This window comes from Streptomyces sp. NPDC018031, from assembly GCF_044327625.1.
GTDB lineage: Bacteria > Actinomycetota > Actinomycetes > Streptomycetales > Streptomycetaceae > Streptomyces.
This window is the reverse complement of sequence record NZ_JBIRFT010000003.1, coordinates 163451-189820: the sequence shown is the minus strand read 5'-3', so window position 1 is coordinate 189820 and position 26370 is coordinate 163451. Positions and strand designations below refer to the sequence as shown.

Annotated in this window: 17 protein-coding genes and 1 pseudogene; 6 read left to right on the top strand and 12 right to left on the bottom strand. The window is 75.2% G+C overall.

The features are described from left to right. Window positions 1–2 precede the first annotated feature (2 nt). The 5 genes and pseudogenes from ACH4B3_RS11085 to pulA all read left to right on the top strand — a co-directional run bounded on the left by ACH4B3_RS11085 (window position 3) and on the right by pulA (window position 8464). Window positions 3–863 carry a sugar ABC transporter permease gene (locus ACH4B3_RS11085; protein WP_398462498.1) on the top strand — a complete coding sequence of 287 codons (861 nt, stop codon included), beginning with the start codon at window positions 3–5 and terminating at the stop codon, window positions 861–863. Window positions 864–936: 73 nt separating this feature from the next. Further along, window positions 937–2607, top strand: coding sequence for a glycoside hydrolase family 13 protein (locus ACH4B3_RS11080; protein ID WP_398462497.1), 1671 nt, complete (start codon window positions 937–939; stop codon window positions 2605–2607). After that, on the top strand, window positions 2595–3662 hold the full coding sequence (locus ACH4B3_RS11075; protein ID WP_398462496.1) for a LacI family DNA-binding transcriptional regulator: 1068 nt from the start codon (window positions 2595–2597) through the stop codon (window positions 3660–3662). Before ACH4B3_RS11080 ends, ACH4B3_RS11075 begins: the two co-directional genes overlap by 13 nt. Before the next feature lie 538 nt (window positions 3663–4200). After that, window positions 4201–5577 (top strand): annotated as a pseudogene (locus ACH4B3_RS11070) (alpha-amylase family protein); the annotation flags it as partial. Between the two features lie 166 nt (window positions 5578–5743). Beyond that, window positions 5744–8464, top strand: coding sequence for a pullulanase-type alpha-1,6-glucosidase (gene pulA, locus ACH4B3_RS11065; protein ID WP_398462495.1), 2721 nt, complete (start codon window positions 5744–5746; stop codon window positions 8462–8464). Window positions 8465–8690: 226 nt separating this feature from the next. On the opposite strand, the gene ACH4B3_RS11060 is transcribed toward pulA, so the two are convergent. The 7 genes from ACH4B3_RS11060 to ACH4B3_RS11030 form a co-directional block, all read right to left on the bottom strand. Beyond that, window positions 8691–9353, bottom strand: a complete 663-nt coding sequence (locus ACH4B3_RS11060; protein ID WP_398462494.1) for a class I SAM-dependent methyltransferase — start codon at window positions 9351–9353, stop codon at window positions 8691–8693. A 56-nt stretch (window positions 9354–9409) separates the two neighbouring features. Beyond that, window positions 9410–9745, bottom strand: coding sequence for a YnfA family protein (locus tag ACH4B3_RS11055; protein WP_398462493.1), 336 nt, complete (start codon window positions 9743–9745; stop codon window positions 9410–9412). A gap of 200 nt (window positions 9746–9945) precedes the next feature. Beyond that, window positions 9946–10422, bottom strand: coding sequence for a MerR family transcriptional regulator (locus ACH4B3_RS11050; RefSeq protein WP_398462492.1), 477 nt, complete (start codon window positions 10420–10422; stop codon window positions 9946–9948). A 77-nt stretch (window positions 10423–10499) separates the two neighbouring features. Then, complete coding sequence (locus ACH4B3_RS11045; RefSeq protein ID WP_398462491.1) at window positions 10500–11201, bottom strand: TetR/AcrR family transcriptional regulator; 702 nt, start codon at window positions 11199–11201, stop codon at window positions 10500–10502. Between the two features lie 137 nt (window positions 11202–11338). Continuing rightward, window positions 11339–13459, bottom strand: coding sequence for a hypothetical protein (locus ACH4B3_RS11040; RefSeq protein WP_398462490.1), 2121 nt, complete (start codon window positions 13457–13459; stop codon window positions 11339–11341). A gap of 460 nt (window positions 13460–13919) precedes the next feature. After that, window positions 13920–17036 carry an alpha-N-acetylglucosaminidase gene (locus ACH4B3_RS11035; protein ID WP_398462489.1) on the bottom strand — a complete coding sequence of 1039 codons (3117 nt, stop codon included), beginning with the start codon at window positions 17034–17036 and terminating at the stop codon, window positions 13920–13922. 344 nt (window positions 17037–17380) lie between these two features. Beyond that, window positions 17381–18028: a LuxR C-terminal-related transcriptional regulator gene (locus tag ACH4B3_RS11030; RefSeq protein ID WP_398462488.1), complete on the bottom strand. Its 648-nt coding sequence runs from the start codon at window positions 18026–18028 to the stop codon at window positions 17381–17383. A 204-nt stretch (window positions 18029–18232) separates the two neighbouring features. Between ACH4B3_RS11030 and ACH4B3_RS11025 the strand changes: the two genes are divergently transcribed. Next, window positions 18233–19126 (top strand): alpha/beta fold hydrolase, encoded by an 894-nt coding sequence (locus tag ACH4B3_RS11025; protein WP_398462487.1) that lies wholly within the window; start codon window positions 18233–18235, stop codon window positions 19124–19126. Window positions 19127–19282: 156 nt separating this feature from the next. Here ACH4B3_RS11025 and ACH4B3_RS11020 read toward each other — a convergent pair whose 3' ends face one another. From ACH4B3_RS11020 to ACH4B3_RS11000, 5 genes are all read right to left on the bottom strand, one after another. Then, the gene (locus ACH4B3_RS11020; RefSeq protein ID WP_398462486.1) at window positions 19283–20560 is read right to left on the bottom strand and encodes a sensor histidine kinase; all 1278 of its coding nucleotides are present in this window, start codon (window positions 20558–20560) and stop codon (window positions 19283–19285) included. A gap of 306 nt (window positions 20561–20866) precedes the next feature. Beyond that, complete coding sequence (locus tag ACH4B3_RS11015) at window positions 20867–21424, bottom strand: winged helix-turn-helix domain-containing protein (RefSeq protein ID WP_398462485.1); 558 nt, start codon at window positions 21422–21424, stop codon at window positions 20867–20869. A gap of 100 nt (window positions 21425–21524) precedes the next feature. Continuing rightward, on the bottom strand, window positions 21525–21659 hold the full coding sequence (locus tag ACH4B3_RS11010) for a hypothetical protein (RefSeq protein WP_398462484.1): 135 nt from the start codon (window positions 21657–21659) through the stop codon (window positions 21525–21527). A 278-nt stretch (window positions 21660–21937) separates the two neighbouring features. Beyond that, window positions 21938–22729, bottom strand: coding sequence for a S1 family peptidase (locus ACH4B3_RS11005; RefSeq protein ID WP_398462483.1), 792 nt, complete (start codon window positions 22727–22729; stop codon window positions 21938–21940). Between the two features lie 642 nt (window positions 22730–23371). Beyond that, window positions 23372–26200 (bottom strand): AAA family ATPase, encoded by a 2829-nt coding sequence (locus ACH4B3_RS11000; protein WP_398462752.1) that lies wholly within the window; start codon window positions 26198–26200, stop codon window positions 23372–23374. Window positions 26201–26370 lie beyond the last annotated feature (170 nt).

Here is a 26370-nt window from a genome sequence, read left to right as displayed (position 1 = left end):
CCATGGCCGCACCCACCGCACCCAAGGCCCGCGCGACGCGCGGCCGGCGCTCCCCGCTGGCCTCCTTCGGCCTGCACCTGACCCTGATCGTCGCCTCCGCCGTCGCGGTCTTCCCGCCGCTGTGGCTGCTGGTGACGTCGTTCAAGCCCAAGAGCGAGTCGTTCAGCACCGACGTCGTGAAGAACCCGACGCTGGACAACTACACCCACGTCCTGAACGACACGGAGTTCCTCGCCTGGTTCGGGAACTCGCTGTTCGTCGTGGTCGTCACCACCGTGCTCGGGGTCTTCGTGGCCGCGACGACCGGATACGCCGTCAGCCGCTTCCGGTTCCCCGGGATGCGGCCGCTGATGTGGCTGCTGCTCATCACCCAGATGTTCCCGATGGCCATCCTCATCGTGCCGCTCTACAACATCATGTCGACGCTGGGCTGGCTCAACCAGCCGATCTCGCTCATCGTCACCTACCTGACGATCGCGGTCCCCTTCTGCGCCTGGATGATGAAGGGCTTCTTCGACACCATCCCGGTGGAGATCGACGAATCCGGCCGGGTCGACGGGCTGAACCCGTTCGGCACCTTCTGGCGGCTGATCGTCCCGCTGGCGAAGCCGGGCATCGCGGTCACCGCCTTCTACACCTTCATCACCGCCTGGGCCGAGGTCGCCTACGCCTCCGCGTTCATGACCGGCGAGGAGAACCTCACCCTCCCGGCCGGCCTGCAGACCTTCGTCAACCAGTACACCTCCGACTGGGGCGCGATGACCGCGGCTGCCGTGATGATCGCGGTCCCCGCGGCGCTGGTCTTCTCCTGGGCCCAGCGGCACCTGGTCGCCGGCCTCACGGCCGGTGCCACCAAGTCCTGAGCCACCGCCCCGCCCGGCGCCGGGCCACCCCCGGCGCCGGGCGGGGCACGACCTCTCGAAACCCAAGGACACCATGACGCAGCATCTCGCTGACCCCGCCGTCGGTGCGGCAACCACGTCCACCACCCCGGGCGAGCGCCCGGACTGGTGGCGGGACGCGGTGATCTACCAGGTCTATCCGCGCAGCTTCGCGGACGGCAACGGCGACGGCATGGGCGACCTCGAAGGCGTCCGCAGCCGGCTGCCGTACCTGAAGGACCTCGGGGTCGACGCCGTCTGGCTCAGCCCCTTCTACGCCTCCCCGCAGGCCGACGCCGGATACGACGTCGCCGACTACCGGGCCATCGACCCGATGTTCGGAACCCTGCACGACGCCGACGCGGTCATCCGCGAGGCGCACCGGCTGGGCCTGCGGGTGATCGTCGACCTCGTGCCCAACCACTGCTCGGACCAGCACGCCTGGTTCCGGCAGGCGCTGCACGAGGGGCCCGGCTCCCCGCTGCGGTCCCGCTTCCACTTCCGCCCCGGCCGCGGCGCGGACGGCGGACTGCCGCCGAACGACTGGGAGTCCATCTTCGGCGGCCCGGCCTGGACCCGGACCGACAACCCGGACGGCACCCCCGGCGAGTGGTACCTGCACCTGTTCGCCCCCGAGCAGCCGGACTTCAACTGGGAGCACCCCGCCGTCCACGACGAGTTCCGCTCCATCCTGCGGTTCTGGCTGGACCTGGGCACCGACGGCTTCCGCATCGACGTGGCGCACGGCCTGGTCAAGGCCGAAGGGCTGCCCGACCTCGGCCACAGCGAGCAGCTGAAGCTGCTCGGCAACCAGTCCATGCCGTTCTTCGACCAGGACGGGGTGCACGAGATCTACCGCGGCTGGCGGAAGATCCTCGACGAGTACGCGGACGGCCCCGGCACCGAGCGGATCGGGGTCGCCGAGGCGTGGACGCCCAGCCCCGAACGGACCGCGCTCTACCTGCGCCCGGACGAGCTGCACCAGGCGTTCAACTTCCACTTCCTGGGCACCGCCTGGGACGCGGCGGCGATGCGCGCGGTCATCGACGAGTCGCTGGACTCGATGCGGCCGGTGGGCGCCCCGACCACCTGGGTGCTGTCCAACCACGACGTGGTGCGGCACACCACCCGGTACGCCGAGTCCGGCCCGGAGCAGGGCCTGGCCCGGGCCCGCGCGGCCGCGCTGCTGATGCTGGCCCTGCCCGGCTCCACCTACGTCTACCAGGGCGAGGAACTCGGCCTGCCCGAGGTCACCGACCTGCCCGACGAGGTCCGCCAGGACCCCTCCTTCTTCAAGGAGAACGGCCAGGAGGGGCTGCGGGACGGGTGCCGGGTGCCGATCCCGTGGTCGGGCACCGAGGCGCCCTACGGCTTCGGGCCGGTGGCCGGCGGCCCGAGCTGGCTGCCGCAGCCCGACAGCTGGGCCCGGCTCAGCGTCGAGGCCCAGACCGGCGACCCCGACTCCACCCTGGAGCTGTACCGCGCCGCCATCGCCCTGCGCCGCGAGCACCCCGCCCTGGGCGCCGGGGACGCGGTGGAGTGGCTGGAGGCGCCCGAAGGTGTCCTGGCATTCCGCCGCGACGACTTCATATGCACCGTCAACGCCACCGGGCAGCCGGTCGCCCTGCCGGCACCGGGCCGGGTCCTGCTGGCCAGCGGCCCGCTCCCGGGCGACGGTGCGGAGTTCCGGCTGCCCGCCGACACCACGGTCTGGTGGGCGGTGTGATCCCACCGCCGTCGCGCGCCGGTGACCTCGCCGCCACCCCACGGCTCGCCGACATCGCCGCCCAGGCGAAGGTGAGCGAGGCCACCGTCAGCCGGGTGCTCAACGGCAAGCCGGGCGTCGCGGGCACCACGCGTCAGCGGGTGCTCGCGGCGCTGGACGTGCTCGGCTACGAGCGGCCGGTGAAGCTGCGCCGCCGCAGCGCCGGGCTGGTGGGGCTGGTGATCCCGGAACTCACCAACCCCATCTTCCCGGCCTTCGCGCAGGTCATCGAGCAGACCCTGGCCGGCCACGGGTACACGCCGGTGCTGTGCACCCAGATGCCCGGCGGCGCCACCGAGGACGAGCTGGTGGAGCAGTTGGAGGAGCGCGGGGTCACCGGCATCGTGTTCCTCTCCGGGCTGCACGCCGACACCACCGCCGACCCCTCCCGGTACGTGGAACTGGCCGACCGGGGCGTGCCGTTCGTGCTCATCAACGGGCACAACCCGGCGGTCGCCGCGCCCTTCGTCTCGCCGGACGACCGCTCGGCGGCCCGGATGGCGGTGGCGCACCTGGTCGCCCTGGGCCACGAGCGGATCGGGCTGGCCGTCGGGCCCGCCCGGTACGTACCGGCGCGGCGCAAGGCCGAGGGGTTCGTGTCCGCCCTGGGGGAGCTGCTGGGGCGGGCCCGCGAGGAGACCGAACCGCTGATCCAGCACACCCTGTTCACCGTCGAGGGCGGCCAGGTCGCGGCCGGAGCCCTGTACGACCAGGGCTGCACCGGCATCGTCTGCGGCAGCGACCTGATGGCGCTGGGGGCGATCCGGGAGGCGTGGCGGCGCGGGCTGACCGTGCCCGGCGACGTCTCCGTGGTGGGCTTCGACGACTCCCCGCTGATGGCCTTCACCAATCCCCCGCTGACCACGGTCCGCCAGCCGGTGCAGGCGATGGCCGCCGCGGCGGTGGGGGCGCTGCTGGAGGCGGTGGAGGGAAACCCGGTGCAGCCCACCGAGTTCGTCTTCCAGCCGGACCTGGTGGTGCGCGGGTCCACCGCGCAGCTGCGGCCGCGCGGCTGACTCAGGCGGCACCGGGCGTGCCGGGCGGCGCCGGGGCGTGCGGTGCCGCCGGTCCGCCGCGGCGATGGGGCGCGCCCGTCGGCGCGCGACGGACGGGGGCGGGACCGCGGGCGTCCCGGTGCCCGGCGGGCGCCCGCACACCCGCGGGCAGCGCGGACCGGTCCGGCCGGCCGGGCGCGTGGGACCCGTCGGACCCCTCCCACCCGAGACGGGCAGTCAGGCCCCCTCCCACCCGAAAGCGGGCGAGGAGGTGGGCTCCTCCTGCCCGAGGGCGGGCGAGGAGAGGGTCTCCGGCCGGCCGGACCGGCTGCAGGGGAACGTAGCACCACCGCAATCTCTTGCGAAAGGTCTTGCAACCACCCGGTGCCGAAGGTACGTTCCGGGAGCCGCCGATCGGCCGGCGGCTGCCGGAACGGACGGTTCACGGCCGGAGCACCGGCCCCCGCCGCCCCGCCCCCCTCACCGGCCCTACGGGCATGGCGCGTTGCCGTACGAGGCTGATCGTCACCACCCGCAACTCCACCCCCACGGAGGAACGATGGCCAAGCAACCGGTCGCGGCCGCACTCGCCCTCGCGGCGGCCGCCGCCACGCTGTTCGCCGCACCCGCCCCCGCGCAGGCCGCGCCGCCCGGCGAGAAGGACGTCACCGCCGTCCTCTTCGAATGGCGCTTCGCGTCGGTCGCCAAGGCGTGCACCGACTCCCTGGGCCCCCAGGGCTACGGCTACGTCCAGGTGTCCCCGCCCCAGGAGCACATCCAGGGCAGCCAGTGGTGGACCTCCTACCAGCCCGTCAGCTACAAGATCGCGAGCCGGCTGGGCAACCGCACCGACTTCACCGAGATGGTCGACGCGTGCCACGCGGCAGGCGTCAAGGTCGTCGCCGACACCGTCATCAACCACATGGCGGCCGGCTCCGGAACCGGCACCGGCGGCTCCGCGTACACCAAGTACGACTACCCCGGCACCTACTCCGGGCCGGACCTCGACGACTGCCGGGCGGCGATCTCCGACTACCGGGACAAGTACAACGTCCAGCACTGCGAGCTGGTGGGCCTCGCCGACCTCGACACCGGCGAGCCCTACGTCCGCGACCGCATCGCCGACTACCTCGACGACCTGCTGTCGCTCGGCGTGGACGGCTTCCGCATCGACGCCGCCAAGCACATGCCCGCCGCCGACCTCGCCGCCATCAAGGCCAGGCTGACCGACCCGGACGCCTACTGGAAGCAGGAGGCCATCCACGGCGCCGGCGAGGCCGTCTCGCCCGCCGAGTACCTGGGCAACGGCGACGTGCAGGAGTTCCGCTACGCCCGCGACCTCAAACGCGTCTTCCGGGACGAGAACCTCGCCTACCTGAGGAACTACGGCGAGGGCTGGGGCTACATGGAGTCGGGGAAGTCCGCCGTCTTCGTCGACAACCACGACACCGAACGCGGCGGCGACACCCTCAACTACAAGGACGGCGCCGCCTACACCCTGGCCAACGTCTTCATGCTCGCCTGGCCCTACGGCTCCCCGGACGTGCACTCCGGATACGAGTGGACCGACCGGGACGCCGGGCCCCCGAACGGCGGCACCGTGAACGCCTGCTACCGGGACGGCTGGAAGTGCCAGCACGCCTGGCCCGAGATCTCCGGCATGGTGGCCTTCCGCAACACCGCGCGCGGCCAGGCCGTCACCGACTGGTGGGACAACGGCGGCGACGCCATCGCGTTCGGCCGGGGCGGCAAGGCGTACGTCGCCATCAACCACGAGAAGACCACCCTCGACCGCACCTTCCAGACCTCCCTGCCCGCCGGCACCTACTGCGACGTGCAGTCGAACAGGCCCGTCACGGTCAACGGCTCCGGGCAGTTCACCGCCTCGCTCGGCGCCGACACCGCCGTGGCGCTGCACACCGGCGCGCGGAACTGCGCCTAGCCGGCTCCGCCCGCCGAAGCGGGCCCGTCCGGCGCCCTCCCGGCCCCCGCCGCGGACGAGCGCCGCACCGGCCCGCTTCCCCGGACCGGCCGCCCGGCGGACCTCCCCGCCTCGCCGGGCGGCCACCCCACCCCTGCCCTTCCGACCAGGAGAAGCAGCCTTGACCCGTTCCCCGCGCCGGGCCGCCACCGCGGTCGCGGCCGCCGTGCTGGCACTGTGCGCCACGGCCGCCGCCCCCGCCGCACCGACCGCCCCCGCCGCGGCCGGTTCCCGGCCCGCCACCGCGCCCACCCCACCGCCGCCCGTCGACCTCGGCAAGGCCACCGCCCAGTGGATCGACCGGGACACCGTCGTCTGGCCGACCACCGCCGGTGGCACCGGCCAGAGCCTGGCCTACGCGCCGGACGGCGGCATCACCGTCACCGACGGCGAGCTGACCGGCGCGGCCGGACGGCTCCGGCTGAACCCGGTACCGGACGGGCTCACCCCCGCCCAGCGCGCCGCCTACCCGCACCTGAAGGACCACCCGGCCTACACGATCGACCCCCGGGACCGGCAGCTGGCCCGCACCGCGCTGCGCGGCCAGGTCGTCGCCGCCCGCCACGACGCCGACGGCCGGGTCACCGCGGCCACCGGCGTCCAGATCCCCGGCGTGCTCGACGACCTCTACGGCACCCGGGCGGCCCGCGCCGCACTCGGCCCGGTGTTCCACCACGGACGCCCCACCCTCGCCCTGTGGGCGCCCACCGCCCGCACCGTCACCCTCGAACTGGACGGCCGGACGGTACCGATGCGCCGCGACGCGAGCAACGGCGTCTGGCGCGTCACCGGCGACCGGAGCTGGCGTGACAAGCCCTACCGCTACCAGGTCACCGTCTGGGCCCCCAGCGCCGGCCGGGTCGTCACCAACAAGGTCACCGACCCGTACTCCACCGCGCTCACCGCGAACTCCGCCCGCAGCCTGGTCACCGACCTCGGCGACCCCCGGCTCGCCCCCAAGGGCTGGTCGACGCTGAAGAAGCCGGAAGCGGTGCCGCTGCGGGACGCCCAGATCCAGGAACTCCACGTCCGCGACTTCTCCATCGCCGACCCCACCAGCCGCCACCCGGGCAGGTACCGCGCCTTCACCGAAGCCGGCTCCGACGGCATGAAGCACCTGAAGCGGCTGGCCGACGCCGGCACCTCGCACGTCCACCTGCTGCCCGTCTTCGACCTCGGCACCGTGCCGGAACTCCGCTCCCAGCAGGCCGAGCCCGACTGCGCCCTGCCCGCACTGCCCGCCGACTCCGAGCGGCAGCAGGAGTGCACCGGTGCGGTCGCCGCCCGGGACGGCTACAACTGGGGCTACGACCCACTGCACTACACCGTCCCGGAGGGCTCCTACGCCACCGACCCGGACGGCACCGCCCGCACCCGCGAGTTCCGGCAGATGGTGCAGGGCCTCAACCGCACCGGGCTGCGCACCGTGATGGACGTCGTCTACAACCACACGGTCGCCCACGGCCAGGACGAGAAGTCGGTCCTGGACCGGATCGTCCCCGGCTACTACCACCGGCTGCTGGAGGACGGCGCCGTCGCCACCTCCACCTGCTGCTCCAACACCGCCCCCGAGCACCGCATGATGGCCAAGCTGGTCGTCGACTCGGTGGTCACCTGGGCCAGGCAGTACAAGGTCGACGGCTTCCGCTTCGACCTGATGGGCCACCACCCCAAGGCCAACATCCTCGCCGTGCGGAAGGCCCTGGACGCGCTCACCCCGGAGAAGGACGGCGTCGACGGCAAGGCGATCATCCTCTACGGCGAGGGCTGGAACTTCGGCGAGGTCGCCGACGACGCCCGCTTCGTCCAGGCCACCCAGGCGAACATGGCCGGCACCGGTATCGCCACCTTCAGCGACCGGGCCCGGGACGCGGTCCGCGGCGGGGGCCCCTTCGACGAGGACCCGGGCGTCCAGGGCTTCGCCTCCGGTCTCTTCACCGACCCCGACCCCTCGTCCGGCGGGGGCGACCCGGCCGAGGAGCGCGCCCGGCTCCTCCACTACCAGGACCTGATCAAGGTCGGGCTCAGCGGCAACCTCAAGGACTTCACCTTCACCGACACCGGCGGCAAGCGCGTCAAGGGCTCCGAGGTCGACTACAACGGCGCCCCGGCCGGCTACGCCGACGCCCCCGGCGACGCCCTCGCCTACGCCGACGCGCACGACAACGAAACCCTCTACGACGCGCTCGCCTTCAAACTCCCGCAGCGGACCACGGCCGCGGACCGGGCCCGGATGCAGGTCCTGGCGATGGCCACCGCCACCCTCTCCCAGGGCCCCGCGCTCAGCCAGGCCGGCACCGACCGGCTCCGCTCCAAGTCGCTGGACCGCAACTCCTTCGACAGCGGCGACTGGTTCAACGCACTCCACTGGGACTGCCGGGCCGGCAACGGCTTCGGCCGCGGACTGCCGCCGGCCGCCGACAACAAGGCCAAGTGGCCGTACGCCCGGCCGCTGCTGGCCGACCCGGCGCTGCGCCCCGGCTGCGCGGAGATCACCGGCAGCGCGGACGCCTACCGGGACCTGCTGCGCATCCGCACCACCGAACCGGCGTTCAGCCAGTCCACCACGGACGGGGTGCAGGCCGCCCTCTCCTTCCCGCTGTCCGGGCCCACCGAGACACCCGGCGTGATCACCATGCGGCTCGGACCGCTGGTGGTGGTCTTCAACGCCACCCCGGAACGGCAGCGGCAGACCGTGGGCACGCTGGCCGGTGAGCGGTACCGGCTCCACCCGGTGCAGGCGGACGGCGCCGACCGGGTGGTCAGGTCGGCCGGCTACCAGCGGGACTCGGGCACCTTCGAGGTCCCGGCCCGCACCGTCGCGGTCTTCACCCGCGGCTGACCCGCGACCCCGGCCCCGCGCGACCGGTGGGCCCGCCCCCGGCGCGCGGAGCCCGGGGGCGGGCCGCGGCGTGCCGGGAGCGGGGCCCGGCGCCCGGGCTCGACCGCGGCCTCCGTCCGGCGTCCGGCGTCCGGCCCCGGCCCGGTCCGGAACACCGCCGTGCCGGGGACGCCCGCCGGGCCGGTGCCGTCACCGGTGAGGCCCGCCGGCGGCCCGGCCGCCGCGGTCACCGGGGCAGGGTCTGGACGACGCGCCACAGGCGCCGGGGCAGATCGCCCTCCTCGAAGGCGTGCACCTCGTCCAGGGACCAGCCTTCGGCGAGGGCGTCGACCAGAGCGCGGTCGAAGAAGTGGACGGCGAAGCCGCCGTGCTCGTAGATGCCGTCGCCGTGGGCGGTGCCGGCGCCGTAGTGGGCGTCGCCGGTGTGCCGGACGGTGTAGACGAGGATGCCACCGGGCCGCAGGACGCGACGGATCTCGCCGACCGCCGCGTGGATCTCCCCGGTGGACAGGGCCATGCACAGCAGCATGTGCGCGAAGACGGCGTCGACGGAGGCGTCCGGCAGGGGCAGCGGGTCGCGTACGTCGTGCACCGTGGTGGTGACCTGCCCGGCCACGCCCCGGGCGCGGGCCGCGTCGCGCAGTTGCGCCAGCCCGGTGGGGCTGAAGTCGGTGGCCCGCACGGTGAACCCCGCACGGGCGAAGTACAGGGCGTCGCGGCCGTGCCCGGCGCCGAGTTCCAGCACCTCCCCGGCCCCGGCCGCGCGGAACAGGCCGGCCGCGTGGACGGCCGGTTCGGAGGGCCGCTCGCCGTACATGCCGGGGTGCGCGGCGTAGGTGTCCTGCCAGTGGAGCCGCTGGGTCTCGGCCAGTTCCCGCTCGTCCGCCACGGTCTCGGACCTTCCGTTCGTGTCCAGGGGCAGCCTGGACGTGCTGTCCCGGCCGGTCAGCGACCGCGCGGGGCGTACATGATCAGGGCCATCCCGGCGAGGCACACCAGGGCGCCGATGACGTCGTAGCGGTCGGGGCGGTAGCCGTCGGCGACCATGCCCCAGGCGATCGACCCGGCGACGAAGATCCCGCCGTACGCGGCCAGGATGCGGCCGAAGTCGTCGTCGGACTGGAAGGTGGCCACCACGCCGTACAGACCGAGCGCGATGACGCCCGCACCGACCCAGACCCATCCCCGGTGCTCCCGGACGCCCTGCCACACCAGCCAGGCACCCCCGATCTCGAACAGGGCGGCGACGACGAACAGGGCGACGGAACGGGCGACGATCACCGTGCGAGTCTCTCTGACGGCAGGGGGAAGCGGGGAACAGGGCGGATGGGCCGTTCAGGTGGCGGGGCGGCGGAGCGACACCGACCGGCCGGGCGGCAGGCGCAACGGCAGCGAGGCCCTCGGCACGGAGTGGCCGGGCACGCGACGGCCGGCACCGAGCGGCCGGGCACCGGTGCCGTCGCCGGGCGCCCGGCGGCCGGTCACCCGCGCGCGCAGCGGTCCGCCGGGCCGGCGCCGCTCCACAGCCCGTCGGCGGTCCCGGCGGCCAGATGCCGCTCGTACACCTCGACCTTGTGCCGGATCGCGTCGAGGCACTCGGTGAGTTCGGCGATCTGCGCCACCACCCGGTCCTGGTGCGCCCGGAGCAGCGCGAGCCGGTCGGCCTCGTTGCCGGAACCCTGCCGGACCAGGTCCACGAAGTCCCGGATCGTGGTCAGCGGCATGCCGGAGGCCCGGAAACGGGTGCAGAGGACCAGCCAGTCCACGTCCCGTCCGGTGTAGACGCGGCGCCCGCCCGGATTCCGGCGTACCGGCGTGGGGAGCATGCCCTCGCGCTCGTAGAAGCGCAGGGCGTGCACGCTCAGCCCGGTGAGTTCGGCGACCTGGCCGATGCTCAGCTCCGCTTCGCCGGTCGTCTCCGCGGGTCCCGCCGCGGACGGTGCCATCACCTCAGACATGCGCCCAGCGTACGGGCCCGGCGCCGGGACGCCCGGCCCGGTCCGAGCGGCCGCCGCGCACCACCGCACCGCACGGCTCAGGACGCGGGGTGCGGGACCAGCGTCACCAGCCGGGTCAGCAGCTCCATGAACGGGCCGTCCGGCGGTTCGGACGCGAGGATGCCGCCCATCAGCCGCGCCACGTCCGGGTCGTAGGCGGCGGCGACGGCCGCCAGCGCGCCGAAGTCGTGCACCAACTGCCGTTCGAGGTCCGCCCGCGCCACCGTGCGGCCGTCCAGCCACAGCAACGCCGTCGTCTCCGCGTGCGACACCCAGGAGCGGACCAGCAGCTCCACCCGGGGAGCGGGCCGTTCGATGCCCAGATGGTCGAGGATGTGCTCGTACGCGGCCTGCCGGACCTCCTCGACGACCGCGCTGGTGCTGCTGGACCCCACCGAAGGACCGCCGCGCATCAACGCCGAGAACCCGGGGCCGTGTTCGTCGACGAAGTCGAAGAACCGGTGCATCACCCGCAGCAGCCGGGCGCCCAGCGGGCCGTCGTGCGGCTCCCGGAAGCGGCTCGCCAGCTCCCGCGCGGCCCGCTCCACCGCGGCCTCGTACAGACTCTGCTTGCCCGGGAAGTAGTGGTAGACCAGCGGCCGCGATATGCCCGCCGCCTCCGCTATCTCGTCGATCGACACGTCCTCCGGGGAGCGGTGGCTGAACAGCTCCAGAGCGACCGCGATCAGCTGCTCCCGGCGCTCCTGGACACCCATCCTGCGGCGCGTTCCGCTCGTCATGCGGACACTCTAATGACCGGGGCCCGGGACGTGGCCGCCGCGGACGGCGAAACCCCGGCTCACCGGCGCGGGGCCGGCCTCGCGCCACCGGCCCGGGGACGCGGACCGGCGCCCGCCGGCACGTTCCGCATCGCCGGTCAGCCCAGCGCCCGGATCCGCGAGCCGTCGGAGAGCCGGGCCCGCAGCCGCGGCCGGACCTCGGCCGAGGCGGGCAGCGCCAGCGTGTGCCCCAGCACCGCGCCGCGCACCTCACCACCGGAGGCGATGGAGACCACCTCCGGGCTGCCGGCCGCGAGCAGGAACCACTGGCCGGCCCCGGACCGCCACCGCACCCCGCTCAGCACCCGCGGCTGCCGCGGCCCGCACGCCGCCGAGTCCCGCGCGGTCGCGGTCACCGTGCCCTGGGTGCCAGGTTTCGCCGCGGCCGGCCGGAACTGCGCCAGGACGCTGCTCCCCGAACCCCGCCAGGTCTCCGCGCGGGTGCAGACCCAGTCGGCGACCCCGGTCCCGTCGGGCAGCGGCTGGGTGGCGAACCGCCAGGTGTTCACGCTCCGCACGCCGCGCGAGGCCATCGAGGCGAGCCGGCAGGCGGACCCCGCCCAGCGCGCGCGGGCCTGCGGCCCGGTCACGTCGTGGACGGCCGGCGGGGTGCCGTGGGTCAGCCGGGCCGGCACGATCTCGCCGAGGTCGGTCACCAGCCGCGCGCCGAACTGCAGCGCCGCCCAGCTGCCGCATCCACCACCCTCCCGGGCCACCGGACTGCTCACCGGGGCGGTCACCCCGTCCGCGGCCCGGTCCAGGGGCTTCCCCGCGGCCTGCGGGGCCAGCAGGTCGCGCACCCGTACGGTACGGACCCACGGCGCGGTCAGATAGCGCACCCGGTCGGCGGACCGGCTGATCACCAGTGCGGTGGCGGACGCCTCGTCCCCGGCGTCGACCCGGGCGAAGTCCAGCGCCGCGGGACGCGGTCCGGTGCCGACGCCGTCCGCATCGAGCCCTTCCCGGCCGGCCGTGCCGCTGCCGGTGCCGGTGGTGCCGGTGGTGCGGTCCGGGGCCGCCGGGCCGCCGGCGCCGTCCGCCCGGGCCGTCCGCCGCTCCCCGGTCCGCCGCCCCGCGGAGTCCGGACCGCCGCTGCTGGGTTCGGCGTACCGCACCACCCGCAGCCCGTCGTACAGCACCACCACACTGGCCTGCCCGACGTCCCCGGCGTAGAGGAGCTGGGGCGGGCCGGCCGGTGCGCCGGAGGGGGTGCCCGGTGTCACCGACAGCTGAACCTGCGCACCCGGCCGCGCCCAGGTCCGCAGCGCGCGGCGGAGCAGTGCGCTGTCACCGGTGCGGCCGCCCCGCGCGGGCCAGGTGGCGAAGTCGGCCCGGGTGGCCGACCGCCAGGCACCGGGCTCGGCACGGGTGAGCCTGGCCGGGTCCGTGGCGGCCACCAGCGCGGGGTCCGGACGCTCGGCCGGCACCACGGCACGCTCCGGCCCCCAGCCCTCGCCCGGCACGCCGAGCAGGGTGCCGCACACCACCAGCGCCGCGGCACCCACCAGGGCCGCCCGCCCGTGCTGCCGCCGGCGCAGCAGGTCCGTCGGCCGCGCCTGCAGCACACACGGGTCGAACCCCGGCGACTCCAGCGGCGACGCGTCCCGGCTGCCGGCCGGATCCCGGACCGCCGCGGCCTCGGCCAGCGCGGCCCCCGGGTCGGTCACACCGGCGGCGGCCAGCACGGCCCGCGCGGCCCGCTCGGGCAGCCGTTCCGCGGCGCGCAGCGCGTACGCGGCGCGGCCGGGCCCGGAGAGCCCGGCCAGGGCCCCGTCCAGGGCGACCGCGTCCGCCCCGCCGGTCCGCGGGAGCAGCCGCAGCCCACGGACCAGGGGGAGCAGCGGCGGCAGTTGGCCGCGGCGCGGCAGCCGGCAGAAGCGGCGGGTCCGGCCCGCCGCCAGGGCGCCGCGCACCACCCGCAGCCGTACGTAGGCGTAGCCGGACCCGGCCGGACCCGGCCCGTCCGGCATCCGCTGCCCGGGCGGTCCGGTCACGGCCCCGCTCGACCGGTGACGGGGCAGCGCCCGCTGCACCAGGCCGTGCGCGGTCAGCACCCGCCGGTCCCGGGGCATGCCCGGCGGCAGGACGAGATAGGCCAGCCGCACCAGTCGCGGGTAGTGCTCGACGATGGCCGCCTCGGCCTGCTCGACGTCGACCGGCTCGACGTCGGCCTGCGGGGGAGGCCCGGAGAGGGTGGCTGTCGACTGCTGGTGCTCCACGGTGCGTAGAACGAGTGATAGGTGCGATGGTCACTTTGAGCCGTTCGGGCGGAGTGTCGCGCTCGTCCGCCAGGCCCCGCCTGCCCGGAACCCCGCGCCCGGTACGGCGGGGCCCCGGTACGACGGGGGCCCGCACGACAGGCGCCGGTACGACAGGCGTCCGGTACAGGCGCCGGTACGACAGGGGCCCGGTAACCCCAGGCGCCCGGTACGGCAGGGGCCCGCCCGGCCACCGGCGGCTCCCCACCGTGTCGGTCCGTCCAGCGCATGCAGGCACCCGCGACCGGGACCGGCACCTCACGGCACCCGCGACCGGGACCGGCACCTCACGGCAGGCGCCGGCCGGCCGGGCCGTCACCAGCCCGCCGGGCTGTCGCCGTCACCGGCCCGGGCGGCCCGGCCCGTGCGGTGCGGGCCGGGCCGTCGGGACACCGGGCGGTGGGGGCGGGCCGGGGCCGTCTCAGCCGAAGCGCCAGCCGCTGAACTCGACCGTGCCGCGCGCCCCGCTGCCCCCGTGGGTGGCGGTCATGAAGATCCCCGCGTCCTGCGCGGGCGCCGCCCGCGGCACGGTGACGGTGGCGACCGTGCGCCAGGTCGCGCCGTCCGTGGACAGCTCGCCGGTGTAGGAGGTGGCGCCGGTCCGGATCAGCCGCAGGTGCACCGGAGCCTTGACGCCGGTGATCCGCCGGTAGGTGTCCAGCGTCCCGTCACCGTTGCTGTCGTACGACAGCACCACGCCGTTGGCCGGGGTGACCGCCAGGTTGAGGAAGCCCGGCGCGCCCGCGGTGGCCAGGCTGTCCCGCACCACCAGCCCGGCGCGCGCCCACGGCCCGGTGACCGCCTGGGCGTCCACCCGTACCGTCAGCTGCCCACCGGCGGCCAGCGCGCCCTCCCGGTAGACCGAGCCGAACTCCGCGGTGGCCCGCCACAGGTCCTGGCCGGCACCGTCGATCGCGAACCGCTCCCCGAGCTGCCCGAACACGGCCGTGTTGCCGGTGACCGTCCGCAGCCCCGTCTCCAGGGGCCCGGCCACCCACAGGGTGCCGTCCTGGACGGCCCGGACCCGCTCCTCGCCCTTCGGCCCGTAGGACACCGCCAGCTGGTACGGCAGCGGCTTGAGCGGACGGTCCAGCGGCTCCGCCGGCGCGGCCGTCCGCCACCGGGCCTCGCCGGTGCCGCCGGCCGGGACGCCGTCCAGCGACAGCGGTCCCTGCGGGGTGGCCGCCAGGCCGGTCAGCTCGAAGTCCACCCGGCCGGTGGCGCTCAGCCCGTTGACGTTCCGGAACGCGGCGGTGAGCGTCCCGGTGCCGCCCGGCGGCAGCGCGGTCGGCTCCGCGCCGACCGTCAGGGTGCCCTGGTAGGGGGCCTTGGCCAGGGCGTCGTACACCCGGCGGGCGGTGCGGTGGGCGTCACTGGTGGGCCGCACCGGGTAGCTCTTGCGCTCCCGGGTCCACGGCTCCTCGATCGCGTACCAGTCGAAGCTCCTGGGCGGCCGCCCCTGGGCGAGCGCGTCCTCCAGCTCGTCCAGGTAGCTCTGCCACTGCGGCAGATGGAAGTCCGCGATCAGGCCGCTCCAGTCGCGGTTGGCGTAGTTGGCCAGTTTGCCGCCGTCCGCGGTGGGCCGGTCCGCCCAGGTGGTGATCAGCGTGCGGGCGGTCCACTCCAGCCGGGCCGCCTCCGCCTCGTCCGTGGCCAGCCGCTTGGCGTCCTCCAGCCACGGGCCCAGCAGGAACGCCCGGTGGGCCCCCGACATCTCGTCGCTCAGCCGCATCAGCTTCAGCCACAGCCGGGAGAGCGCCGCGAACGTCTCCCGGTCCTTGCGGGCGTAGGCGGCCTGGAGCTGCGGGATCAGCTGCCAGGAGCGGTTGGCCAGCGCCTGCCGGGCCACATCGGTCAGGTCGTGCCGGTAGGCGTCGCTGTCCCGCAGCGGCGGGCGCACCGCCAGCAGCGCGGTGAGCGCGGCGTCGAAGCCCGCCGGGTCGAACGCGGGGGTGTGGGTGGCGTAGTTGGTGCCGGAACGGGCCGCCAGGCTGGGGCGGGCGGCGAAGACGCTGTCATGCGGGCGCCCGTCGCGGCTGCTGATCTCGTACGCGGTCTCCCGCAGGGCCGCGAACGCCTCCCGGGCCCGGTGGTCCCGGCCGCCGAACCGGGCGTCGGCGTAACCGTCGAACCACTCCGCCCGGTCCACCGCCCCGTCCCGCCACGCCAGCTCGCTGAAGAGCTCGAACGCCGCCGGGTCCCGCTCCACCGCCTCCGCCATGTAGGCGGTGCCGACCAGCTTGCTGCCGGGCTTGTCCCGCCACCGGGTGAACCGCTCCGCCCACATGTGGGTCTTGGCGCCGATCGTGGTGCGCCCACCGAAGTTGGGGATGGTGCCGAACGCGAACGGCACCCCGCCCCAGTCCCGCTCCCGGTCGGTGACCGTCTCCAGGTCCGACAGCCCGTCCACCACCAGCATCCGGTCGTGGTCGACCGCGTCCAGCAGGTCCCGGCGCGGGTTCTCCTGCCAGCCGAGGATCACCCAGGTCGCGCCGGGGCGGGCGGTCTGCAGCGCGGCCTCCACCGCCCGCGCCGCCTCCGGCACCGGCACGTCGCCCGGACTGCCGCCCTCGTGCAGCAGATCCATCTTGAACAGGTCGACCGGGCCGAAGAGCTCCCGCTGGTGCCGGTAGAACGACTCGGCCACCGCCCGGAAGGCCGGGGTGCGCGGGTCGAGCCAGTCCGGGCGCTTGAGCCCGGCCCAGTCCCCCTGCGGCACGGTGCGCGCCTCCGGGTTGCGGGCCGCGAAGCCGTCCGGGACGGTGCCGAAGTAGCCCGGCAGCACCGGGGCCATGCCCAGTTCGCGGAGCCGGTCGGCGATGCGCCGGCCCAGCCCGGCCCGCCGGTCGAGCAGTGCCCGGCTCATCGGGCCGCCGTAGCCGCTCATGTTCTGCAGCAGCCACCACGGCTGGTGGGAGGGCGCGGGCAGCCAGGCTCGCGCCTCCTCGTCGGAGTACCCGAAGTCCTGCAGCAACCGGTGGTACACCGCTTCCTGCCCGGTGGTGACCAGCAGCTCGTTGCAGCCGTGCAGCGCCGCCACGTCGATCAGCCGCTCCCAGCGGTCCCAGTCCGCGTACGGGGCGGTGTAACCGTCGTGGGTGTCGTTGAACGCGAACCGGTGCGGCAGCGAGGTGCTCTGCCGGATCGCGTCGCGCGGCGCGGGGAGCTTCTTCGGCAGCCCGAGCTGGTTTCCGGACCAGGAGACATGTGCCTGACAGGTGTACTTCAGGTACCAGTGCACACCGGTCAGGAGCACCGCGGGGCTGGTCCCCGCCACCGTGATCCGGCCCGGCCTGCCCGACACCTCGAACCGCTCCGGCGCGCCGCGCAGCGGATCCAGCCGGAACTGGTCGGCATGGTCGGGGAGGAGCCGCTCCAGCGCGGCCCGGGCCGGTCCGGTGTCGAACGCGGGGCCGTCGGCGCGGCCGGCGTCGTCGTCCGGTTCACCGGCCGCGGCGGGAGTCCCGCTCCCCAGCGCGGCTCCGGCACCGAGCGCCCCGGCGGTGCCGATCAGCGTACGTCTGGTCAGATCACTCACGTGTGCCCCCAACGAAAGGCCAACGGTCGTGTGCCCTGGGCACTTAACCAGCGTTGCGTGACGGGAGCAATGGTGCGCGCGGGGCACGCCGTACGGCGGCCGCGGGTGAGCCGGACGGGCCACCCCCGCTCAGCCGGACGGGACGGGGGCCGGCGGTGCCGGGCGGGGGCCGGTGGCGGGCCCGCGGCCCTGGCGGTGCCGCCGGCGGCGGTGCGGGGCCCGGGCGGGGGGCGGCGGCGGTGCGGGCCCGGGCGGGTGCCGGTGGCAGCGGTGCGGGGTCCGGGCCCGCGGCGCCCCGCGGGGGCCGACGCGGGGCCGGGGCCGGGGCAAGGGCGGGCGGGTGCTCAGCCGCGGTCCAGGTAGGCCAGCACGGCCAGCACCCGGCGGTTGTCGTCGTCGGACTGCGGAAGCCCGAGCTTGCCGAAGATGTTCGAGGTGTGCTTCGCCACCGCCCGCTCGGTGACGAACAGCTGCGCCGCTATCGCCGCGTTGGACCGGCCCTGGGCCATCAGCTCCATCACCTCCCGCTCACGGGGCGTCAGGCTCCCCATCGGCTTGTCCCGGCCCCGCCGGGTCAGCAGCTGCGAGATCACCTGCGGGTCCATCGCGGTGCCGCCCGCGGCCACCCGCCGCACCGCGTCGACGAACTGGTCGGCGTCGAAGACCCGGTCCTTGAGCAGATAGCCGACCCCGCCGCTGCCGTCGGCCAGCAACTCCCGCGCGTACAACTGCTCCACGTGCTGGGAGAGCACCAGGACCGGAAGGCCGGGGGAGGCGCGGCGGGCGGCCAGCGCGCACTGCAGGCCCTCGTCGGTGAAGGACGGAGGCAGCCGCACGTCGACCACGGCGACGTCCGGATCGAGGTCGGCCAGCGCCCGGCTCAGCTCCGGGCCGCTCTCCACCGCCGCGGCGATCTCGAAGTCGTACGCCTCCAGCATCCGGACCAGACCGTCCCGCAGCAGGAAGAGGTCTTCGGCGACAACCACGCGCACAGCAACTCCACGGAGACGGTTCGGAGATGGGGGACCAGGCGGGACGGGGGACGGGAGAGCGGGCCGGCCCGGCGGGCGGGACGGCGGGGAACAGCTCCGGACGACGAGGCACCGGACAGCCATGAATGTACCGCCGGCCGAACGGCATACCGCACCGCCCGGAAATCGGATGCACCGGTGGGGCCGGCGGGCGAACATGGCGGCATGAGCGCATACGCGGACGACCCCCACCGGACGGGAGTGAGCGTGCTGCCCGACGGGCGGCGGCTGGGCTGGGCCGAGTGGGGACCTCCGGACGGTACGCCGGTCCTGCTCTGCCCCGGCGCGGGCACCTCCCGGCGGCTGAACTTCGGGGCGGACGTCCCGCGCGACCCGCTGCGGGTGCGCCTGGTGTCGGTGGACCGCCCCGGGCTCGGTGCCTCCGACCCGTCGCCCGGCCGGACCCTGGACGACTGGGCGACGGACGTCCGCCACCTCGCCGCCGACCGCGACCTGCCGGCCGAGCGGTTGCGGATCGTCGGCTTCTCCCAGGGCACCCCGTTCGCCCTGTGCTGCGCGGCGCGCGGACTGGCCTCGGCGGTGGCCGTCGTCTCGGCCGGGGACGAACTGGCCGCCCCCGGCTTCGCGGACGCGCTGCCGCCGGAGGTCCGCGAACTGGTGCGCCTCGCGACCACCGACCCGCGGCGTGCGGAGGAGTCCTTCGCCGCCTTCGGCAGCGCCGACACCCTGTGGGAGGTGATCCTGGCGGGCAGCGGTGAGACCGATCGGGCGGTGTACCGCGAGGCCCGGTTCGAGCCGCTGTTCCGCCAGGCCCTGGCCGAGGGCTTCCGCCAGGGGCCGGCCGGATACGCCCGGGACACGCTGCTGAGCATGAGCCGGTGGACGTTCGACCCGGCGCGGATCACCGTCCCGGTCGACATCTGGTACGGGGCACTCGACACGAGTACCGTTCACTCCCCCGATCAAGGCGCCACCCTCGCCCGGCGCATCCCCACCGCACGCCACCATGTCCTGCCCGAGGCCGGTGGCGCGCTGCTGTGGACCCATGCCGAACGGATCCTGCGGCACCTGCTGCGCTCCGGCGGGCCCGCCCACTGACGGACACCGCCCGGCCGCGGACGGGCCTCGGCCTGCTGCGGACGGACACCGCCCGCCGGTGGACGCCCGGGGACCGCCCGCGGACGGCCGCCTGCCACTCGGGCACCGGGACGGAGACCGCCACTCGGCGGGCCGGTCGGTCCGGTCAGGCCGCGGTCACCGTCGGCCCTCCCGTATCGCCGGCTCGCAGGGCACTTCCATGGTCACCATCGTCGGCCCGCCGGGCGGGCTGCTGACCGCCAGCACACCGTCGAAGGCTCCCAGCCGGCGTTCCACTCCCCGCAGCCCGGACCCGGCGGACAGCGCCGCCCCGCCCCGGCCGTCGTCGGTCACCGCCATGCGCAGCGCCCCCTCGGCGTAGTGCACGTCCACCCAGACCTGGTCGGCGCCGGAGTGCTTCGCCGCGTTCGTCAGGGCTTCACTGATCGCGAAGTACGCGGCCGCCTCCACCGGTTCCTCGACCCGCCCGGGGATCTCCACGTCGACCATCACGGGCATCTCCATCCGCAGGGTCAGGGCCCGGACCGCGTCGCCGAGACCGCGCTCGGCCAGCACGGGCGGATGTATGCCCCGCACCAGGTCGCGCAGCTCGGCCAGGGCCTCCGCCGAGCTGGTGCGGGCCGCGGCCAGCAGTTCCTTGGCCTTGGCGGGGTCCTTCTCGATCAGCGCCTCGATGGTGCCCAGGCTCATCCCCATGGCCACCAGCCGGGCCTGCGCGCCGTCGTGCAGATCCCGCTCGATACGCCGCAGTTCGGCGGCCGAGGTGTCCAGGGCGTCGTGCCGGGTGGCGGTGAGCCGCTCGACCCGGGCGGCGAGGGACATCTGGGGGGTGGGGGCCAGGAACGCCCGGGTCAGGAAGAAGTGCCCGCGCTGGATCGCCCGGCCGGCGGTCAGCGCGATCGCGATGTACACGGTGCCCAGCCCCGCGGCGAGGAAGGCGGAGGTCTGGCTCTCGATCTGGATGAAGCTGTACCAGTAGCCGGACCCCGTGTCGTATATCGGCCGCCACACCCCGGCCGCCAGTACATAGCCGAACACGCCGTCGAGGAGCAGGGCCGGCGGCAGGATCGCCAGCAGACAGCCCGCCGTCATGTCGACGGACAGCCACATCAGGTCCCGCCATGTCGCCGGGTCCCTGAGCAGCAGGAAGCAGCGCTTCACCACGCCGGGCAGGCCGCCGCGCAGGCCCTCGGGCACGGGGCGGTAGGGCCGGGCTATGGACACCTGGCCCCACTCGTGGGCCAGCCGCCGCCGGTTGTCCGCATGGGCACGGACCAGATCGATCACCAGTGGCGTGGTGAACAGCCCGACACCCGTCGGGATCAGCGCGATCGACACCAGCGACAGGACGAACAAGGTGATCGAACCGGCCAGCGTCATGATCGTCAGGACCAGCCCCCGCACCGCGGTGACCAGCGCTCCGCCAGCCTTCATCGCCTCACTCCTGCCTCTGCCCCGCCACCCGGACCTCGGGCGACGGCTCCAGTGTGCGGCCGGCGACCATGATCGGTCACGGGGTCTCTCCCCACTTCAGGGGTATACCTAGCCCCACCCCGCGGGTATGCCGGGTACCCCCGAACCGAGGGCGCCGGAGACCCGGGGGCGAGTTGACGGGGTGCCCGGAACCGGTCCCGCGCGACGGAGTTGCGGAGCCCGGCCCCTCACCGCGTACCCGGGTCCCGGTGCCTCGTGGCGGCCCATCCGGGCCCGCCGCCCCGGCAGACCCCGGGGCCGGCACCGCTAGGCGGTGGGCACGTACTTGTAGCCGACCCGGCGGACCGTGACGATCGTCTTCCGGTGTTCGGTTCCCAACTTCCGCCGCAGCCGGGCCACATGGACGTCCACCGTGCGGCCGTCGCCCACGTGGCCGTACCCCCAGACCGTGGTCACCAACTGGTCCCTGGTGTGCACCCGGTGCGGGTGGGCGACCAGGTGGGCCAGCAGCTCGAACTCCAGGTAGGTCAGGTCCAGCTGGCGCCCCCGCACCCAGGCGGTCCGCTGGTCGCCGTCGATGCGCACGAGTTCGTCCCCGCGCGGGGCGGCGGGCTGGGCGGGTGGTTCGGCGGCCGGCCGGTCGGCCGGGACGAGCACCAGGTAGCCGACCATCGGCGGCTGCCCGGGCAGGCTGGGCAGGGTGTGCGGGGGAGCGGGCAGCCAGGTCGCGCCGGAGTGCAGCAGTTCGGCGACCGGAGGCACCTCGTCCGGTGCGACGGCTCGCAACCGCTGCCGGTGCGGGTGCGGCGGGGTGGCGACGGGGGTGGCGGAGGCCGGGGAGGAGAGCGGACGAACATACGACATGACGAGTCGGCTTCTTTCGCGCAGAGGGGCGACGGGGACGTCGTGTGCGCGGGTCAAGGCCGCTGAATGCTCGGAGAGGCCGGAGGCTGCTGAGAGAGCGTCAGCCGAGCGAGCGGGCCCGCGCGCGGGATGCGCGGCAACACTCGCGGTCGAAATGGTGCGCCTGCCGGGACGGCCAGAACGGCTCGAGGTCGGAGCGACCCGTCGCGGTGTCGTGGTCGTGGTAGCTGGCCATGCCCCCTATTGAACCAGACAACCCGGCCGGAGCGCTGGGCCAGGTGAGGGATCGAGGGATTCCCCCGGCCGGGCGGCCCCGGCGGACCGGCGGGCCCGCATGGTTCCGGCCCCGGTGCCGCGCGGGGCGGTACCGGGGCCGGACGTCGGACCGCCCGCCGGAGGAAGGGGTCGGTCCCCGGCGGGCGGTGGTGACGGTGTGCGGAGGGCACCGCGCGGCGTCGGGCCGCTGGTGGCCGGTTCCGGGCCCCGCGCAGGTCGCACGGGGCCCTGCGGGACTCAGGAGTTGATCTGCTGGGTCACCAGGCTGGAGAAGGTGGTCAGACGGGTGTAGACGCCCGGGATGCCCGGGTCGGCGCAGCCGTCGCCCCAGGACACGATGCCGGCCAGACGGCCGCCGATCAGCAGCGGGCCGCCGCTGTCGCCCTGGCAGGTGTCCACGCCGCCCGCGTCGTAGCCGGCGCAGACCATGTCACTGGCGATGAAGCGGGTGCCGTAGGCGCCCCGGCAGTAGGTGTCCGAGGTGGTCGGCACGGTGGCGGTGCGCAGCTGGTTGGAGGAGGAACCGCCCGAGCTGGTGGTGCCCCAGCCGACGATGCGGGTGGTGGTGCCCGCGGCGTAGACGTTGGTCTCGGTCGGGGAGACGTACTTCGCCGTGGTGTACGGCATGGCCGAGGACAGCGTCAGCACGGCGATGTCCTTGCCCTTGGTGACCGAGCGGTACTCCGGGTGGATCCAGATCTTGCTGACTCTCGCCACGGTGCCGTTGGTGCCGTTGCGGTAGGTGCGGCCACCGACCACCCGGACCGAGCTGGTGGTCTCGCCCACCATGCAGTGCGCGGCGGTGACGACCTTCGTCGGGGTCACCAGGGTGCCGCCGCAGAACTGGTTCTGGCCGGAGTCGGTGATCTGCATGACGTACGGGTACGCGCTGGCGGTGGTGGTCGAGCCGCCCACGATGGGCTGCGGCGCGGCCTGGGCGGTGGTGCCGGACAGCGCGACGCCCAGGGACGCGGCGACACCGACGGCCGCGGCGGCGAGCTTGGCACGGCGAGGCAGCTTGAAGAACATGATTCTCCTCGGAGTTTCATGAGTGGGGGGTTCCGCCGGCGGTGGGGAGTGACACCGTTCGCGGCGCGCACACACCGGACGGGACGACTTGTCGACTTCCTCGTCGACGGCGTCACGCTAGAAGCCGGGCCGCCGTGCCCCCAATGAGGGTTGCCCCTCAGGTACGGGCATAGGGAGATCCCCATGTCCATGACGAAAGTGTCCGGGTGGGCGGGGCCGCCCCCGCCGGGCACGGCCTTTTCGGCCCCCGGGAACGCGCCGCGCCGGCCCGCCGCCGGCCCGGAACCGGCTGCTCCGAACGGCGCTCCCGGTCAGGCCCGCACGCCGCCCGCCCCGCATTTCCGGCCCCACAGGTGGCTCCGGCGGCGTTCGCGGACCGGTCGCCGACCCGGCGTCGCGGACCGGTCGTCTTCCCGCCGCGGGACGGTCCCTTCCGGTGCTCGACCGGGTCGGTCGCCGCGGCGGGCCGGGCACGCGGTGCCCCGGGCCCGGTGGCTCCGGCGTCGCCGACCGGTCGCCGCCCCGCCGTCGCCATCACGTCGCCACCACGTGGCCGCCATGTCGCCTTCCCCCGCCGCGGGGTGGCCGCTTCCCGTGGTCGCCGCCCCCGTCGCGGGACGTCGTCCTCCGGGTTCCGCCGGGTCAGCCGCCGCGGGACGCCAGGCGCACGATGTCCACCCGCGACCGGATGCCCAGCTTGCGGTAGACCCTGGTCAGCGTGGCCTCGACGGTCTTGACGCTGATGAACAGCCGGGCCGCTATCTCGCGGTTGGTCGCTCCCTCCAGCACCAGGGTGGCGACCCGGCGCTCCATCTCGGCGAGTGAGTCCAGCAGCCCGGGCGGCGCCGTGCCGCCGACCGTCCGGGCTCCGCCGGGACCCGGGCCGTCGTCGACCCGGCAGCCCGCGTCGGTCGCGGCGGCCAGCGACGCGACGGCCCGCTCCAGCCACGGGACCGCCTTCGCCCGCCGGAAGATCCGGGCCGCCGTGTCCAGCCCGGCCCGCCCCGCCGCCGGGTCGCCGCGGCGGAACTCCACATCGGCGAGGGCCAGTTCCGCGCGCCCCTCCTCGACGCGGTAGCCCAGCCCGCCCAGCCCGCGCGCCGCCGCCCGCAGGGCCTGCGCCGCGCCGTCCAGATCGTCCCGCGCGGCCCGCACCAGCCCCTCCGCCCGGTCCAGCACGGCCAGCACCCCGCCCCGGCGCAGCCGCAGCGCCACCGCGCGGGCCTCGTCCACCACCTGCTGTGCCGCATCGGGCTCGCCGACCCGCACCAGCGCCTCCGCGAGGTCGACGTGCCAGTAGCTCTGCGCCGGGTCGGCCACCCCCTGGCGCTCCTCCATCTCCCGGGACCGGCGCAGCAGCGGTACCGCCCCCTCGGCGTCGCCGCCGGTCAGCCTGGCGTGCCCGAGCGCGTACAGGCTCCGCGCCAGGTACAGCACGTCGCCGTCCTCCTCGGCCCGCCACACCGCGTCCTGGGCCAGTGCCAGGGCCCGGGTCACGCTGCCGCCCGCCGCCTCCGCCAGCGCCACCAGCTGCCGTATCGGCCCCTCGCCGACCCCGGCGTCCCGGGCCAGCCGCAGACTGTCGTGCGCGCTCTCCAGGGCGTTCGCGCACCGGCCCGCGCGCAGCTCGGTCTCCGCCAGTCCGCGCAGGAACAGCATCTGGCCCTCCACCGCGCCGCGCTGCTCGGCCAGCCGGGCCAGCGAACTCACCGCCGCCCGGGCCTCGTCCAGGCGGTCGCTCATCAGCAGCCAGCGGAAGCGGCTGTAACCGGGCCCGTTGTGGTCGCACGCCACCTGCGGGTCCTGCGGTGCGGCGAGTGCCGCGGCCAGAGTCTGCTCGGCGTTCTGGTGCCCCATCAGCACTTCGGTCTGCGTCTGGAAGGAGAGCGCCAGCAGCTCGGTGCGCCGGTCGCCGGACTCGGCCGCGAGTACCGCCGCGGTGGCCGCCTCGGTCCGGGCGCGCGGCAGCGAGCCGCTCGCCAGCAGCGCGTGCCAGGCCAACTGGTAGCGCAGCGGAGCCAGCAGCCGGGGGTCGCCGCCGGCGTCCGCGAGCGCCTGCGGGAACACGTCGTCGACATCCGCCATCGCCTGCCCGGCCGAGTCGATCACCGCGATCCACGCCCGGACCCGGTCGGCGGGCCGCGTCGCGTCCGCCAGCACCTCCTGTGCGGTCTGCCGGGCGAACTCCGGTTCGCCCGCGACCAGGGCGTCCTCGGCCGCGTCCAGCCGCCGGGCGATCGCCCGCGGGTCGTGTTCGGGGGTGCGTTCGGCGGCCAGCAGGCCCAGCCGGGCCGCCGTCGCGGGCGCGCCGCGCTCCCGGGCCACCCTCGCCGCCCGGCTGAGGGTGTCCGCGACCTGGCCGTCCCGGCCCACGGTGGCGAGCGCGAAGTGCCGGGCGCGCTCGATGGGGTCGTCCGCCGCGCGGGCCAGCGCGGCGTGCGCGGCCCGCCGGTCGCGGGGCGACGCCTCCGCGTACAGCGCGGCCGACACGATCGGGTGGGTGAACCGGACGACCGGCTCGTGGTCGGCCTCGACGACCCCCAGTTCGGCCGCCCGGGCCAGCTCCGCCTCGGCGTCGTCGCGGCCGGCGGCCCGGAGCAGGGCCGGTGTGGGGCGGGCGCCGGCACTGGCCACCAGGAGTGTGGTCCGGGCCTCGGGGGACAGCGTGCGCAACCGGTCCAGGACCAGGGTGCGCAGGCTGGTGGGGACGGGCAGCGGGTCGCCGGGGCGGGGCGCGGCGCCCAGCTCGGTGAGGGCGCGGCCCAGCTCCAGGGCGAAGAGCGGATTGCCGCCGCTGGCCCGGTGGACCTCGCGCAGTACGGCGCCGGGCAGCGCCGGCCGTCTTCGGCGCCCCAGCAGCTCCGACACCTGGGCGGGGGTGAGCGGCGGGACCCGCAGCACCAGGGCCGGCGGCGGCAGGGTGCGCAGGTGGCGCTCCAGGTCCGGGGCGCCGTCCCGGTCCGGCCGCTCGCCGGCCGTCTCGGTGCGCACCGCGCCGATCATCCGGATCGGCAGCCCGCCGACCCGCCGGGCGACGAACGCCAGCAGCTCCGCGCTCGGCGGATCCACCCACTGCATGTCGTCGGCCACCAGCAGCACCGGGGAGCGGGCCGCGAGTGCCCGGAACACCGAGAGCACGGCCAGCCGCAGGGCCAGGCCGTCGCCGTGCTCCACCGCGCCGGAACGGCCGGTCAACGCGGCGTCCAGGACGGACCGCTGGGAGAGCGGCAGGCCGTCCGCGACCTCGTCCACCACCGGCCCGAGCGCGTCGATCAGCGACAGGAACGGCAGCTGTGCCTCGGACGCGGTGGGGGAGCAGCGCAGCAGCAGCTGTCCCTGCGCGGCGAACTCGGCCGCCAGCGCCCGCAGCACGGTGGACTTGCCGATGCCGGCCGGCCCCGGCAGCAGCACGCTGCCGCCGTCCGCCAGCCGGGCGCGCGCCCGGGCCAGCAGCCCCTCCCGGCCGACCATGCGCTCGTGCGGTTCTCGCTCCACGTGTCGTCGCCCCCTGGCCCTCGAACGGCCGCCTCACCCCGGGAGAATCCGAACGATCCGGACATCTACCTATAAATCAAGGTGAGGCGCACAATGGTGATGCGGCGCTTCGTCGCACTGCGCGGTCAGACTTACATGATCGAAGG

Coding starts and splice junctions, on each gene's coding strand:
- ACH4B3_RS11020 (WP_398462486.1), bottom strand. CDS start 20,560: ATGAAGGCTGGCGGAGCGCTGGTCACCGCGGTGCGGGGGCTGGTCCTG.
- ACH4B3_RS11085 (WP_398462498.1), top strand. CDS start 3: ATGGCCGCACCCACCGCACCCAAGGCCCGCGCGACGCGCGGCCGGCGC.
- ACH4B3_RS11025 (WP_398462487.1), top strand. CDS start 18,233: ATGAGCGCATACGCGGACGACCCCCACCGGACGGGAGTGAGCGTGCTG.
- ACH4B3_RS11050 (WP_398462492.1), bottom strand. CDS start 10,422: ATGTCTGAGGTGATGGCACCGTCCGCGGCGGGACCCGCGGAGACGACC.
- ACH4B3_RS11005 (WP_398462483.1), bottom strand. CDS start 22,729: ATGTTCTTCAAGCTGCCTCGCCGTGCCAAGCTCGCCGCCGCGGCCGTC.
- ACH4B3_RS11045 (WP_398462491.1), bottom strand. CDS start 11,201: ATGACGAGCGGAACGCGCCGCAGGATGGGTGTCCAGGAGCGCCGGGAG.
- ACH4B3_RS11015 (WP_398462485.1), bottom strand. CDS start 21,424: ATGTCGTATGTTCGTCCGCTCTCCTCCCCGGCCTCCGCCACCCCCGTC.
- ACH4B3_RS11080 (WP_398462497.1), top strand. CDS start 937: ATGACGCAGCATCTCGCTGACCCCGCCGTCGGTGCGGCAACCACGTCC.
- ACH4B3_RS11010 (WP_398462484.1), bottom strand. CDS start 21,659: ATGGCCAGCTACCACGACCACGACACCGCGACGGGTCGCTCCGACCTC.
- ACH4B3_RS11000 (WP_398462752.1), bottom strand. CDS start 26,200: ATGGTCGGCCGGGAGGGGCTGCTGGCCCGGGCGCGCGCCCGGCTGGCG.